This is a genomic window from Mycobacterium sp. UM_Kg1, from assembly GCF_000972925.1.
GTDB lineage: Bacteria > Actinomycetota > Actinomycetes > Mycobacteriales > Mycobacteriaceae > Mycobacterium > Mycobacterium hiberniae.
The window spans coordinates 1-12,778 of record NZ_JRMK01000115.1 but is presented as its reverse complement, the minus strand read 5'-3'; the positions used below and the strand labels follow the sequence as shown (position 1 = coordinate 12,778).

Below are 12,778 nucleotides of genomic sequence, written 5' to 3'. Positions count from 1 at the left end.
TCGACATTCGGCGCGGCGTCCTAGTACCGAATGCCGAGTACCTGCGAGGCGGGATCCACCCCCCTGTTCACCCACCGCGAAATCTCCCCACCCCCACACCCGCCCCACCCTCGGTACCCTCGCCTAAGTGGCTGCCTTTCGACGACTCCCACCCAAAACCCTCCTCACACGCCTGGGCTTCGCGGCCCTCGCCTTCGCCGTCTTGGCGGGCATCGTGTGGTCCACCCGCGCCCAGCCGGTGCGACAGCTCATCCCGCTCCCTCCCGCGGAGGCCCTCGGTCCCGGTGTCGGAATCAATGTCACCGCCGACGGCAGCTCGGAGGCCACCAGCTGCACCGCGGGCTTCCTGGTGCAGACCAAAACCGGCCAGCCGGGGCTGCTGTCGGCGGGACACTGCAACACCCCCGGCGGGAGCGGCGCGGTGTCCATCCACCACGGCGCCCTGTACCCCACGGTCGGCACCTTCGCCGAAAGCGTCTACGACGCCAGGACCGGCAACAACATCGGTCTGATCACCCTGAATGACCCGGGCAAGATTCCGCTGACCTCGGAGATCGACGGCCTGCCGGTGAGCGGCCTGGCCGAGCGGGTCGAAGTCGGCGACATGGTGTGCCATCTGGGAAGCCGCAGCGGCGAGCCGCTGTGCGGCCCGGTGGCCTCGGCAGAAAAGGACAGGGTCCGGTTCACCGCGGCCGGCACCTGCGGCGATGCCGGCGGCCCCGCGTTTCGGATGCGGCCCGACGGCACCGCCGAAGCGGTCGGCATCCTGACCGTGGTGTCCGACGACGAGGATCCCGAAGCGGCCTGTGAAGCGCCGAACGAGTCGTCGGTCGCGCAGCTCATCAAGCCGTGGCTGGAGGCCTGGCAGCTGACGCTGGTCACCTCGTCGACGTAGCCGACCGACCGGAATTTTCGGCGCCGTCAGCTGCTCGCCGGCTCCTAGCCTCGCCGGCCCGCGCGCGCCACACTTGAGTCAACGGCCGCAGCGCGGCTGCCATCCGCTCGGATGGTGAACCGGACGCGACGCTGCCCCGTGTCACCTCCGGGAGGCTGGTGCATGGACAGAAGAAAACCAGCAGAAGATCGTCGTCCGCCCGCGGGAAGCCGCGGCCGGGCGCTGCGGTGCGGCCGGGCCGCTGAGACCGGGGCCGCCGTGCCATGACCACCGACGATCGCGCCCGCCTGCGCAGTGCCTCCGCCGCCACACCCGCCGGCGTGGCGGCGCGCCGTTCCCGGGTCGCCGCGGCGCTGGCGCACCTGTCCGCCGAACACCGGGCCCTGCTGCGGCGTGCCGTCTACGACGGCTGGAGCACCGACCAGATCGCGGTCGATCTGGAGATCGCCGAAAGCAGCGTGAAAGCCCAGCTGCACTACGCCCTGCGGAGCCTGCAACGGACACTGCGAGACATGGGAACGGTGCTATGACCACGTCGCACCAGAAGTTCAGCACGTGGGATGCCGCCTACGTGCTGGGGTCCCTCACGGTCTCCGACCGTCGCGCGTTCGAGACGCACCTGGCGCGATGCGTGTTGTGTCAGGAAGCCGTCAGCACCCTGTCCGACTTGCCGGCGGTGCTGTCCCTGCTCGATGGCGAGGACTTCACCGCCCCGGTCCGGCACCACGGCGCAGGTATCCCGACCGCGCGCACCCACGTGGTCCACAGCGTGGCGGATCAGCGGGATTCCGCGGCTCCGGTAGCGGTCCTGCAGCCGCCGGAAACGGTGTTCCCGGTCTTCCGGCCCGGCAACTACGGCCCGGTTCCCGACGAGCTCACCGCCTTCGACCTGACGGTCGAGGGAAGCATTCCGCCCGAACTGAACGGCTGGTATCTGCGAAACGGCCCCAACCCGCGTACCGCGGGCGGGCACTGGTGCACCGGGGACGGCATGGTGCACGGGGTTCGGCTGGAGAACGGCCGGGCCGCCTGGTATCGCAACCGCTGGGTGCGCACCGACAGCTTCGAACGCCGGGTCCCGCTGCTCAACGACGACGGCAGCCGCAATCTGCGGGCCAGCGCGGCCAACACGCACGTGATCCAGCACGCCGGCAAGACCCTGGCGCTGATGGACACTGCGTTGCCCTATGAGATCACCCACGAGTTGGACACCGTGGGTGCCTACGACTTCGGCGGCCAACTGGTCGATTCGATGGCCCCGCACCCCAAAGTCTGTCCCGCCACCGGCGAACTGCACTTCTTCGGCTACGGCGATCTGACCCGGCCGCACATCAACTATTACCGGGCCGGCGCCGACGGCACCGTGCAGATTCGCCGGCCCATCGAGGTCCCCGGCCTGACCCTGATGCATGACTTCGCGCTGACCGCGCAGCATGTGGTGTTCCTGGACCTGCCGTTGGTGTTCAACCCGCGGGTCGCGCTCACCGGGCCCATCGAGCGTGATCTGCCGTACCGCTGGGACGACACCTACGGCGCCCGCATCGGCGTGTTGCGCCGCGATGACCCGTTCGGTCCGGTCCGCTGGTTCGACATCGACCCGTGCTACGTCTTCCATGTCGCCAACGCGTTCGACGTGGAATCGCAGCGCGGCAACGAGATCGTGCTGCATGTGGTCCGCTCCCCCGAACTGTGGCGCGGCAGCAGCGATTTTGCGACCACCGCCGCGCTGTGGCGCTGGACGATCGACGTGGACGCGGGTGTGGTCCACGAGGTCCAGCTCGACGACCGCGACATCGAGTTTCCCCGCGTGGACGACCGCCGCGTCGGCGCCGACGCCCGCTACGCCGTCGCGGTCAGCACGCAGGGCCTGGTCCGCTACGACCTGGTCCGCGACAGCGCGCAGGTGCACCGGTTCGGCGTCAACGGCATGGCGGGCGCGCCTGATGAGGCGGTGTTCGCACCGCTACCGGGCCAGCGGGACGAGTCGGCCGGCTGGTATCTGAGCTACGTCTACAGTCCGGTGCGCGAGTCCAGCGACCTGGTGATCCTCAACGCGTCGGACTTCGACGCCCCGCCGGTCGCCCGGGTACGACTGCCGCGGCGCGTGCCGCACGGCTTTCACGGGAGCTGGATTCCGGACTGAGGTGCCACAACATGAACCGGATGAGCACCCACACCGTGTCATTGGGCAGGAGGTGATCAGCTTGCCTCGGACCGGTATTCCGTCGGACCACGAAGCCGCGCTGATACGCGGGCTCTACGAGGAGCACGCCGCGGTGTTGTGGCGCTACGCACTGCGCCTGACCGGCGACGCCAGCCGCGCCGAAGACGTCGTGCAGGAGACCCTGCTGCGTGCCTGGCAACACCCGGAAGTCATCGGCGACGCCGAACGCTCACCTCGGGCCTGGCTGTGCACCGTGGCCCGCAACATGATCATCGACGAGCAGCGCAGCGCGCGGCACCGTCACGTCGTCGCATCGCTCGACGAGACGACCGCCCCCGAGCAGGCCACGCGCGACGAGGTGGACAACGCCTTGGACCGGATGCTGATCGGCGACGCGATGACCCGTCTGTCCGACGAACACCGCGCGGTGATCGAGCGCTCCTATTACCGTGGATGGAGTACGGGCCAGATCGCCGAGAACCTCGGGATCGCTGAGGGAACGGTGAAATCACGTCTGCACTATGCGGTGCGGGCTCTACGACTCGCCCTGCAGGAGATGGGGGTGACACGATGACCACGCCACGAGAATTCGCCCCGGCCGACGGCGAGCACCCTTACGCGCTGTGGGATGCCGCCTACGTACTCGGGTCGTTGTCACCGGCCGATCGTCGAGAATTCGAAGCGCACCTCGCCGGGTGCGCGCAGTGCCGCGAGGCCGTCGCCGAGATCAGCGGCGTGCCCGCCCTGCTCTCGCAGCTCGGCGACGACGGTGTGGCCCCGATGGATGCCTCCGGTGGCGCGCAACCGCCCCCGGCCACTCTGCTGCCGGCTCTGCTCACCGAGGTGCGCCGGCGTCGCCGCCGCACCCGGCTGGTGACGTGGTCGGCGTCGGCTGCCGCGGCGGCCGTCCTGGGCATCGGTGTGCTGATCGGCGTCGACACCACCACCACGTCACCTCATCACGATGCGGTGCCCATGGCGCAGGTCGGCACGACGGCGCTGGCCAGCACGGTCGTCGTCACCGACAACTCCTGGGGCAGCTACATCGACTTGAGCTGTGTCTGCCTGGCACCGGTGAACGCCCATCACGACACCCTGGCGTTGGTGGTGGTGGGACGCGACGGCAGCCAGACCCGGCTGGCGACCTGGGTCGCCGAACCGGGGCACACCGCCACACCGGCGGGCAGCATCTCGACACCCTCGGATCAAATCGCTTCGGTTCAAGTGGTTTCGGCCGTTGACGGCAAGGTCTTGCTGGAGCGCACGCTGTAGCTCGCGCCGAGCCGTCAAGCGATGGCTCCTGAACCAAAGCCCGCCGCAATCCGTGTCAATGGCATCGTCACGAGTTAGGCGGGCAGATGTCCAGGATTGCTACCGTGGTCGATCACATCGTCGCCCAGTTGGCGGCCATGGGAGTCGGTCACATCTTCGGCGTCGACGGCGCGAATATCGAAGACCTTTACGACGCAGCGTATTTCCTGCCCGGTATCACCGCGGTGCTCGCCAAGCATGAGTTCTCCGCGGCAACCATGGCCGATGGCTACAGCCGCAGCGGCGCGGGACTCGGCGTGGTGGCCGCCACATCGGGCGGCGGCGCACTGAACCTTGTTGCCGGTCTGGGTGAATCCCTGGCCAGCCGGGTACCGGTGCTGGCGCTGGTGGGCCAGGCGCCCAGCACGTTGGACGGCCGGGGCAGTTTTCAAGACACCAGCGGCCGCAACGGCGCGCTCGACGCGCACGCCTTGTTCTCAGCGGTATCGGTCTTCTGCGAGCGGGTGACCGACCCCGAACACATCCTGGCTGCCCTACCTCGCGCGGTCGCCGCCGCACGCAGCGGCGGGCCCGCAGTACTACTGCTGCCCAAGGATGTTCAGCAGGCAATCATCACGATTCCGACCTCCGGCACCTACCACGGCGGCGATCTTCGCGTCATCGGCGACCCGCATCCGATCCTGCGGGCGCTGCGCAATGCCCACGGGCCGGTCACGATCATCGCCGGCGAGCAGGTGGCCCGCGACGACGCCCGCGCCGAGCTCGAGAACCTGCGGGCACTGCTGCGGGCCCGGGTGGTGTGCGTCCCGGACGCCAAGGATGTCTCCGGCACAACGGGTCTGGGAGCCTCCTCAGCACTGGGCGTGGCAGGCGTCATGGGCCACCCGTCAGTCGTCAAGACCCTGCACGCCAGCGCGGTGTGCCTGGTGGTGGGAACCCGGTTGTCGCTGACCGCCCGCGCCGGCCTCGATGAGGCTCTGAGCGCCGTGCGCACCCTGTCGATCGGTTCCGCGGCGCCCTACCTGCCGTGCACACACGTGCAGACAGCCGACCTTCGCACATCGCTGCGGGCCATCTGCCGGGAACTCTCCGGCGCCGGGCGTCCGCGGTGGCTACGCGTACCCGAGACGGTGCCGCGCACCGCGCTGACTCCCCCGCCCTACACCGGCCCAGGGGTGCGCTATCGGGATGCGATGGCCGTGCTGGACCGCACGCTGCCCGACGGCACCGACATCGTCGTCGATGCCGGCAACACCGGTGCGGCCGCGATCCACTACCTGCCGCCGCGCCGCGGCGGTCGCTACCTGGCCGCACTCGGTATGGGCGGCATGGGCTACAGCTTCGGCGCCGGTATCGGCACGGCACTGGGCCGCGGCCGGCGCACCGTGGTGATCGCCGGAGACGGCGCGTTCTTCATGCACGGGATGGAGATTCACACCGCCGTCCAATACCGCCTTCCGATCCTGTTCGTGCTGTTGAACAACAACGCGCACGCCATGTGCGTCACCCGCGAGCAGCTTTTCTACGACGGCCGCTACAGCTACAACCGCTTCACTCCCAGCCACCTCGGCGCCGGTCTGGCCTCGATGTTGCCGGGCCTCACCGCCGTCGACGCAGCCGACGCCGGCGCGTTCGAGAAGGCGGTAGCACTGGCGTTGGACCGCAACGGGCCGTCGGTGATCAGCGTCGAGTGCGCCGCCGACGAGATACCCCCGTTCGCCCCGTTCCTTGCCCCCTCGGCCAAGCCCGACACCGCTCTCCGCCACAACGGCGAAGTAACCACCCACCAGGAGGATCACTGCAATGTCGTTGCCAGCACTCGCTGATATCAGCGTTCACACCGGCGCACCGGGGCCCATCGACGGCCTGGTCCGCGTCGAGACCAGCCCCCGGGAGATCGCCACCCCGATCATCATGGAGATGATGCACTCGGTCTACCCGCACGACGCGGTCTTCGGCGACTACTGCACCGTCAACGACTACATCGACTGTCCGCCCGACGAACTGTTCGAATACCTTTCCGACACCCGCTGTTTGGAAGAGTGGACCTACAGCCTGCGCGGCTTCACCCCGGCCGACGACACCGGACTCTGGCTCGCCTACGACCGCCTGGGTTCGGAGACCAAGATCTACACCCGCACGGTGTCCAACCGGCAAGCCCGTACCGTGGACTACCACTGCGCCTGGGACCAGCCCGACCATCTCTGGATGATCTACCTGATGCGCGTCATCGACGCCCAAGTCGTGCTCAACAAGCCCGGATCGGTTGTGCTGTGGACCAATTGCCACCACCCGTTCTACGACCACAACCCCTATCCGGACACCGCGCCACCGCAGCGCCCGGTGTGGGTGGGCGACTTCTGGGACATGTTCGGCGCCGGCCATCTGCTGGAACTGAAGAACTTGAAGGCGATCGCCGAATACCGGCACCGCAACGGCCTGCCGATCACCCCGTTCTGGATGCGGTGAGTCGATCATGAACGAATCCACCGTCAGCCTGACCGACGTCTCCAGCTATCTTCCGGGCGAGCCCATCAGCGCCGACTACTACGCGCAGTTCGCCGAGTCCGATACCTTGCGCGACAACCTGATGTTCCGTGCACCCAAGTTCCGCCACCACGTGGCAACCGACGAGACCGCGGCCGACATGATCGAGCAGGCGGCACAGGGCATCATCGAGCGCCACGGCCGCGACGCCGTCGAGAACGTCGACGTCTTGATCACGCACACTCAGTTGCCCGACATCCCGTTCTGCGGCGCCGGCGGCGGTATCGCCCACCGATTGGGGATGCACCCCACCACCGTGCTGGATCTGCACAACGGTGGCTGCGCCGCCTTCATCCTGGCCCTCAACGTCGCACGCCGACTGCTGGCGGCCGGCGCGGGGCGCACGGCGTTGATCGCCATCGCCCAGAACGCCGCCGGCCAGGTGTTCGATCAACCCGCCGTGCGCGGAAAGCCGCAGGCCTCGGTGCCCGGCGACGGCGCAGCTGTCGGGCTGGTGACCCGCTCGGATCACTCGCCGATCCTCGACGTCGAATGCCGAACCTACGGGCAGTACGCCGGCGATATGACCTACGCCGTCGACCCGTACCGCAAGTGGTGGCAACCCGGCCCGGGGGCCGGCTACATCGGATTCACCGACGACAAGATCACCAAGGTGCTCGCGCGCGGAAACCGGCAGGTGCCCGAGGTCGCCCTGGCGGTCTGTCACCGCATGGGAGTGTCCGCCGCCGATATCGGCCTGCTGGTCACCAATCAGCCCAACCGGGTTTTTCTGCGCAATTGGCGCGAAGCCCTCGAAGTGCCCGAAGCGCGCCATGTGGACACCTTCGATCAGTACGGCAACCTGTTCGGCGCCGGTATCCCGATCAACCTCGATCGCGCGATTTCCCAACGGCGGGTGTCACCGGGCGAGCTGGTGGTGATGGCCGGCTTCGCGCACGCCGGTGATTTCGCCGGTGCGGCCGCGATCCGCTGGGGCGGACCGCCACGATGACGTCGGCGGCGCACGCGGATTCATTGATCGCGCACTGCGACGACGCGGGCCCGTCAGCCGTCGACCCTTTCGCGTTGGCGCTCAACGAGAGCCCGCTGCCGCCGCTGCCGGCGGTGCGGGCGGCACTGGTCGACCGCATGGGCGCGGCCAACCGCTATCCGGACTTTCTGCCCTTGCGGCTGCGCCGCCTGATCGCCGACCACGCGCGGGTGGGCGAGGAGAACGTGGCCATCGGTTCCGGAGCGTCCGGGCTGGCCCTGCGGGTGTTTCAGACGTTCGCGGCCCCCGGCGAGCGAATCGTGTTGAGCACGCCGACATTTGACGGGTTTCCCGCGTTTGCGCGCATGGCCGGTCTGGACGTGGTCGACATTCCGCTCGACGGCGACGGCCATCATGACCTGCTCGCCATGGCACACGCCGCCCAGCAGGCGCGGATGGTCGTGGTGTGCCGGCCGCACAATCCGACCGGCACCTTGGAGCCCGTCGCCGAGGTCGAACGGCTGGTGGCGAACGTGCCCGCCGACACCATCGTGGTGCTCGACGAGGCGTACATCGAATTCGTCTCCCCCGGCCTGCGCATCGACGTGCCGCGTCTCATCGCGCGGTTTCCGAATGTGGTCGTGTTGCGGACCTTCTCCAAGGCCTACGGTCTGGCCGGGCTCCGGATCGGCTACGCGCTGGCGGCGCCGGCGCCGGCCGGCCTGCTGTGGGCGACGCAGCTGCCGTTCGGCACCGGCGCCGGATGCACCGAGGCGGTGGCCGCGTCGTATGCGGCCGCAGCGCAGTTGGAGCAGCGCATCGCCCGGATCGTCGCCGAGCGCAGCTATCTGCGGGCCCGGTTGCACGCAGCAGGCGCCCGCACCACCGATTCCCACGCCAACTTCGTGTACCTGCCGGCCACGGAGCGGTCCTGGAGCGAGGCCTTGAGCGGCAGCGGTCTGCGGGTCCGCGGTTATCCAGACGGTGCGGTGCGCATCACGGTCGGTTCTCGGGGGTCGACGCTGCGGGTGCTGGCCGCGGTGCAGCGGGCCCTCAGTGGGCCAGCAGGTGCACCGCGCGGTCGAACACGCTCGGCAGTGCGCAACATGCGGGAACCAATGCCCGTCGGGCCGGCTGCCATGCACCGGCCAGCACCAGCCCCCGGGTGAGCAGGCGATACCGGCGGGTGATCGAGCGCCAGGAGTGCTCGTAAGCATCCGGGCGGTCGTCGATGATCGCGGCGATTGCCGCGGCGGCCTGCTTGACGGCCAGGCTGATGCCCTCGCCGGTGAGCGCATCCTCATAGCCGGCCGCGTCGCCGACCAGCAGTACCCGGCCGGCGACCCGGCGCGAAACCACTTGCCGCATCGGACCGCAGCCCCGGGCGGGGCCGTGCGGGGCAGCACCGAGGCGGGCCGCCAGGCGCGGAAACCAGTCCAGCTGGGGGCGGTGCGCCGACAATACGGCCACCCCCACCAAGTCGGGATCGACCGGCGTCACGTAGGCCTCTCCCCAGCGTGACCAGTACACCTCGACGGATTCCGACCACGCCGGAACCCGGTAGTGCCACCGCAGTCCGTAGCGCCGGGGCGTGCCGGCGCTACAGGAGATCCCGACGGCGCGGCGCACGGTGGAGTGCAGTCCGTCGGCGGCGATCAGCCACCGGGCTCGGACGCCGCCCGCGGTGACTCCCGTGGCGTCTTGAACGACGTCGCCGATGCGGGCGCTGATCCAGTCGACGTCGCGGCACTTGGCCTGATCGGTCAGCGCAGCGTGCAGCGTGGTGCGGCGCACGCCGCGGCCCGGACCGTTGCGGAACGGGGCCTCGGCCCGTCGCTGCCCGTCGAGGTAGGTGATGCCGCGCAGAGGCATCCCTTCTGGATCCACCCCGAGCGAGGTGAGCACCTCCAGCCCGCCCGGCATCAATCCCTCCCCGCAGGCCTTGTCGATGGGGCTGGCCCGAGGATCGGCGACGATCACCGAAAGTCCCCGCTGGCGGGCGCACAGCGCTGCGGCAAGTCCACCCGGCCCGCCGCCGACGATCAGCAGGTCGGTGTCGAAGCCGGTCATCGATACCCCAATGCCACGTTCTCCACCCGAATCCGCTCCAACAACACCGCGGCGTTTGCCAGGCCGAACCAGAGCGCGGTCAGCCACGCGGTATGGATCAACGGTAGTGCCAGGCCCTCGACTACCACGGCAACATAGTTGGGGTGCCGGATCCAGCGGTACGGGCCGCCATGCACCAACGGGCTGCCGGGCATGACGATCACCCGGGTGTTCCAGCGCCGGCCGAGCGTGGTCACGCACCACCAGCGCAGTCCCTGGCTCAGGGCGGCCACCGCGAACATCGGCCAGCCCAGCCAGGGGAAGAAGGGCCGGTGCAGCAGCGCCACCTCGGCGACACAACTGAGCAACAGCGCCGTATGGATGCCGACCATCACCGGATAGTGCCGGTTCCCGAATTCTTTGCCGCCGTTGGCGAATGCCCACCGTGCGTGGTTCTTGGCCACCGCCAGTTCCACCAGGCGCTCCAGCCCGACCGCCAGAATCAACAGGTAGTACATGTCACCACTCCAGCAGCACGAGTTCGGCCGAAAAGCCCGGCCCCATCGCGATCATCAGTCCGCGAGAGCCCGGCGGCGGCGGGTCGGACTCGATGCCGTCGAGGATGTCCAGGACGGACACCGAGGACAGATTCCCGTGGTCGTGCAGCGACTTTCGGGTACGCGTCAAGGCGTCCGGACCCAGATGCAGCAGATTCTCGACCGCATCGATCACCTTGGGTCCGGCGGCATGCACGATCCATGTCGAGATATCGTCGCTGACCAGACCGTGGTTCGCCAGGAATTCGCGGACGTTCTCCCCGAGGTATTTTTCGACGACCGAGGCGATCTCCACCCCCAAGACGATGCTGAAGCCCTCACTTCCGATCTTCCATCCCAGGATGTCGTCGGTGTCGGGGTAAGTCTGAGACTGGGTCGCCACCAGCCGCGGTCCGCGCCCGGCACGTCTGGCTCCGGTCGCGATGACCGCCGCGGCCCCGTCGCCGAACAGGCTGGCGGCAACCAGGTTTGCCACGGAATGGTCTTGGCGCTGCACCGTCAGCGAGCACAGTTCGACGGCGACCAGGGCCGCCACCTGGTCGGGAAAGGCACGCAGGTAGTCGTGGACCCGGGCCAGGCCGGCCGCGCCGGCGACGCAGCCCAGCCCGAACAGCGGGACTCGTTTGACGTCGGAGCGAAGACCGATCCGGTTGACCAGCCGCCCCTCCAGGGAGGGAACCGATAATCCGGTCACCGTCGTGGAGAACACCACATCGACGTCGGCGGGGGCGATGCCGGCGCGGTCCAGCGCCGCCAGCAGCGCCCGCTCACTGAGCTCGAGTGCGATGTCGAGGTATTCGTCGTTGGCCTCGGTGAAGCCGCTGAGCTTGGAATAGCGCCCCAGCGGCAGCGCCAACTGCCGGGTGGCGACGCCACTGTGCGTGGCGAACCGCTGGAAGTCCGGGCTGGCGAAGTCCGACAGGGCGGCCATCACCTCCCCCTGACGGTGTTGGTGCGAAGGGAATTCCACCGCGACGGCGGCTACGGTCGGTGTGTTGTCCATGCCGAAGTCACGGCACCGCCGACGCCCCGGTTCAACCGCCCGCAGTACCCGGCCGATCTTGACCGATAGCCGGCAAATGTTGAACGCTCAGACCGTCCACTACGTATGTTGTCGGTGGGGGTGCGCCGGCATCTCCGGTTGACCGGCCCGGCGAAAGGTCACGTGGTTGCTGCACCGAATAGCCCTGCTGGCCCTCGCCGCTCCACGTCGTGTTCTGGCCTTGGCCGGGCTGGTGATGGTCGCGGCCGCGGTGTTCGGAATCCCCGTGGCCGACAGCCTGTCCGCGGGCGGGTTCCAAGATCCGGGTTCGGAGTCTGCGCAGGCCACCGCGTTGCTGACCGCCAAGTTCGGCCAGAGTGACCAGCAACTGCTGATCCTGGTGAGTTCCCCGCAGGGAGTTCACAGCGAGCAGGTCCGCGCGGTGGGCACCGAGATCGCCGCCGAACTGCGGGAGTCGCCGCATGTCTTCAACGTCACCTCGCCCTGGACCGATGCACCGTCGGCCGCCGCCCGGCTGATCAGCACCGACGGTTCGGCCGGCATGATCGTGGCCAATCTGCGCGGCGGCGAGAACGACGCCCAGAAGTACGCCCGCACCCTGGCCGACCAGGTCGCCCACGACCGGGACGGGGTCAGCGTTCGTGCCGGCGGCGGCGCGATGGTCTACGCGCAGATCAATCACCAGAATCAGCATGACCTGCTGCTGATGGAATCGATCGCGATCCCGTTGAGCTTCGCGGTGCTGGTGTGGGTTTTCGGGGGCCTGTTGACCGCGGCGTTGCCGGTGGCACTCGGCGGGCTGGCGATCGTGGGATCGATGGCGGTGCTGCGGCTGATCTCGCTGAGCACCGATGTGTCGATCTTCGCGATGAACCTCACCACGGCGATGGGTTTGGCGCTGGCGATCGACTACACGCTGCTGATCATCAGCCGCTACCGCGACGAACTGGCCGAGGGCGTCGCACCGGATCGCGCACTGATCCGCACCATGACCACCGCCGGCCGCACCGTGCTGTTCTCGGCGATCACCGTGGCGCTGTCGATGGCCGCCATGGCGTTGTTCCCGATGTACTTCCTCAAATCGTTCGCCTACGCCGGAGTGGCGACCGTGGCGTTCGTGGCGATCGCCGCCATCGTGATCACCCCCGCGGCGATCGCGCTGCTGGGCACCCGGCTCGATGCGCTGGACCTGCGCCGACCCATTCGCCGGCTGCTGCGCCGGCCGGCGCCCGTCGCCCGGCCGGTTGAGCAGGGGTTCTGGTATCGGTCCACCACGTTCGTGGCCCGCCACGCGGTGCCGATCGGGCTTGCGGTGGTGGCGCTGCTGGTGGCGGTGGGGGCGCCGTTCCTCGGTGTGAAA

13 protein-coding genes are annotated in these 12,778 nt (G+C 68.8%); 10 read left to right on the top strand and 3 right to left on the bottom strand.

Features of this window, described 5'->3' with window-relative positions:
* Positions 1-127 precede the first annotated feature (127 nt).
* The 9 genes from LI92_RS16230 to LI92_RS16190 all read left to right on the top strand — a co-directional run bounded on the left by LI92_RS16230 (position 128) and on the right by LI92_RS16190 (position 8,978).
* A complete protein-coding gene (locus LI92_RS16230; RefSeq protein WP_046320599.1) occupies positions 128-895 on the top strand; it encodes a chymotrypsin family serine protease in 768 nt (255 codons plus the stop codon).
* 263 nt (positions 896-1,158) lie between these two features.
* Complete coding sequence (locus LI92_RS16225; protein ID WP_052740821.1) at positions 1,159-1,425, top strand: sigma factor-like helix-turn-helix DNA-binding protein; 267 nt, start codon at positions 1,159-1,161, stop codon at positions 1,423-1,425.
* Positions 1,422-3,038 (top strand): carotenoid oxygenase family protein, encoded by a 1,617-nt coding sequence (locus LI92_RS16220; RefSeq protein WP_082109757.1) that lies wholly within the window; start codon positions 1,422-1,424, stop codon positions 3,036-3,038. The genes LI92_RS16225 and LI92_RS16220 overlap by 4 nt, the downstream gene beginning before the upstream one ends.
* A gap of 61 nt (positions 3,039-3,099) precedes the next feature.
* Positions 3,100-3,633 carry a sigma-70 family RNA polymerase sigma factor gene (locus LI92_RS16215; RefSeq protein ID WP_082109758.1) on the top strand — a complete coding sequence of 178 codons (534 nt, stop codon included), beginning with the start codon at positions 3,100-3,102 and terminating at the stop codon, positions 3,631-3,633.
* Positions 3,630-4,331 (top strand): anti-sigma factor family protein, encoded by a 702-nt coding sequence (locus LI92_RS16210; RefSeq protein WP_046320598.1) that lies wholly within the window; start codon positions 3,630-3,632, stop codon positions 4,329-4,331. Before LI92_RS16215 ends, LI92_RS16210 begins: the two co-directional genes overlap by 4 nt.
* Before the next feature lie 86 nt (positions 4,332-4,417).
* Positions 4,418-6,157, top strand: coding sequence for a thiamine pyrophosphate-binding protein (locus LI92_RS16205; protein ID WP_046320597.1), 1,740 nt, complete (start codon positions 4,418-4,420; stop codon positions 6,155-6,157).
* Entirely contained in the window at positions 6,135-6,800 is a 666-nt protein-coding gene (locus LI92_RS16200) for a DUF8713 domain-containing protein (RefSeq protein ID WP_046320594.1), read from the top strand. The genes LI92_RS16205 and LI92_RS16200 overlap by 23 nt, the downstream gene beginning before the upstream one ends.
* A 7-nt stretch (positions 6,801-6,807) precedes the next feature.
* Positions 6,808-7,830, top strand: a complete 1,023-nt coding sequence (locus LI92_RS16195; RefSeq protein ID WP_046320592.1) for a 3-oxoacyl-ACP synthase III family protein — start codon at positions 6,808-6,810, stop codon at positions 7,828-7,830.
* Positions 7,827-8,978, top strand: a complete 1,152-nt coding sequence (locus tag LI92_RS16190; RefSeq protein WP_046320590.1) for an aminotransferase class I/II-fold pyridoxal phosphate-dependent enzyme — start codon at positions 7,827-7,829, stop codon at positions 8,976-8,978. The genes LI92_RS16195 and LI92_RS16190 overlap by 4 nt, the downstream gene beginning before the upstream one ends.
* On the opposite strand, the gene LI92_RS22430 is transcribed toward LI92_RS16190, so the two are convergent.
* From LI92_RS22430 to LI92_RS16180, 3 genes are read right to left on the bottom strand one after another with little or no spacing between them, the layout of a single operon-like run.
* The gene (locus LI92_RS22430) at positions 8,863-9,879 is read right to left on the bottom strand and encodes an NAD(P)/FAD-dependent oxidoreductase (RefSeq protein WP_082109756.1); all 1,017 of its coding nucleotides are present in this window, start codon (positions 9,877-9,879) and stop codon (positions 8,863-8,865) included. The genes LI92_RS16190 and LI92_RS22430 overlap by 116 nt on opposite strands.
* The gene (locus LI92_RS16185; protein WP_046320588.1) at positions 9,876-10,376 is read right to left on the bottom strand and encodes an isoprenylcysteine carboxyl methyltransferase family protein; all 501 of its coding nucleotides are present in this window, start codon (positions 10,374-10,376) and stop codon (positions 9,876-9,878) included. The genes LI92_RS22430 and LI92_RS16185 overlap by 4 nt, the downstream gene beginning before the upstream one ends.
* A gap of 1 nt (position 10,377) precedes the next feature.
* Positions 10,378-11,418, bottom strand: coding sequence for a type III polyketide synthase (locus tag LI92_RS16180; RefSeq protein ID WP_046320587.1), 1,041 nt, complete (start codon positions 11,416-11,418; stop codon positions 10,378-10,380).
* A gap of 166 nt (positions 11,419-11,584) precedes the next feature.
* On the opposite strand from LI92_RS16180, the gene LI92_RS16175 reads away from it, so the two are divergent.
* On the top strand, positions 11,585-12,778 hold a 1,194-nt coding region (locus LI92_RS16175), incomplete at its 3' end, for an MMPL family transporter (protein ID WP_046320585.1).

What these genes read in the sequence shown, in the direction of transcription:
- LI92_RS16225 (WP_052740821.1), top strand. Translation starts at nt 1,159, where the DNA reads ATGACCACCGACGATCGCGCCCGCCTGCGCAGTGCCTCCGCCGCCACA.
- LI92_RS16220 (WP_082109757.1), top strand. Translation starts at nt 1,422, where the DNA reads ATGACCACGTCGCACCAGAAGTTCAGCACGTGGGATGCCGCCTACGTG.
- LI92_RS16210 (WP_046320598.1), top strand. Translation starts at nt 3,630, where the DNA reads ATGACCACGCCACGAGAATTCGCCCCGGCCGACGGCGAGCACCCTTAC.
- LI92_RS16205 (WP_046320597.1), top strand. Translation starts at nt 4,418, where the DNA reads ATGTCCAGGATTGCTACCGTGGTCGATCACATCGTCGCCCAGTTGGCG.
- LI92_RS16200 (WP_046320594.1), top strand. Translation starts at nt 6,135, where the DNA reads ATGTCGTTGCCAGCACTCGCTGATATCAGCGTTCACACCGGCGCACCG.
- LI92_RS16195 (WP_046320592.1), top strand. Translation starts at nt 6,808, where the DNA reads ATGAACGAATCCACCGTCAGCCTGACCGACGTCTCCAGCTATCTTCCG.
- LI92_RS16190 (WP_046320590.1), top strand. Translation starts at nt 7,827, where the DNA reads ATGACGTCGGCGGCGCACGCGGATTCATTGATCGCGCACTGCGACGAC.
- LI92_RS22430 (WP_082109756.1), bottom strand. Translation starts at nt 9,879, where the DNA reads ATGACCGGCTTCGACACCGACCTGCTGATCGTCGGCGGCGGGCCGGGT.
- LI92_RS16185 (WP_046320588.1), bottom strand. Translation starts at nt 10,376, where the DNA reads ATGTACTACCTGTTGATTCTGGCGGTCGGGCTGGAGCGCCTGGTGGAA.
- LI92_RS16180 (WP_046320587.1), bottom strand. Translation starts at nt 11,418, where the DNA reads ATGGACAACACACCGACCGTAGCCGCCGTCGCGGTGGAATTCCCTTCG.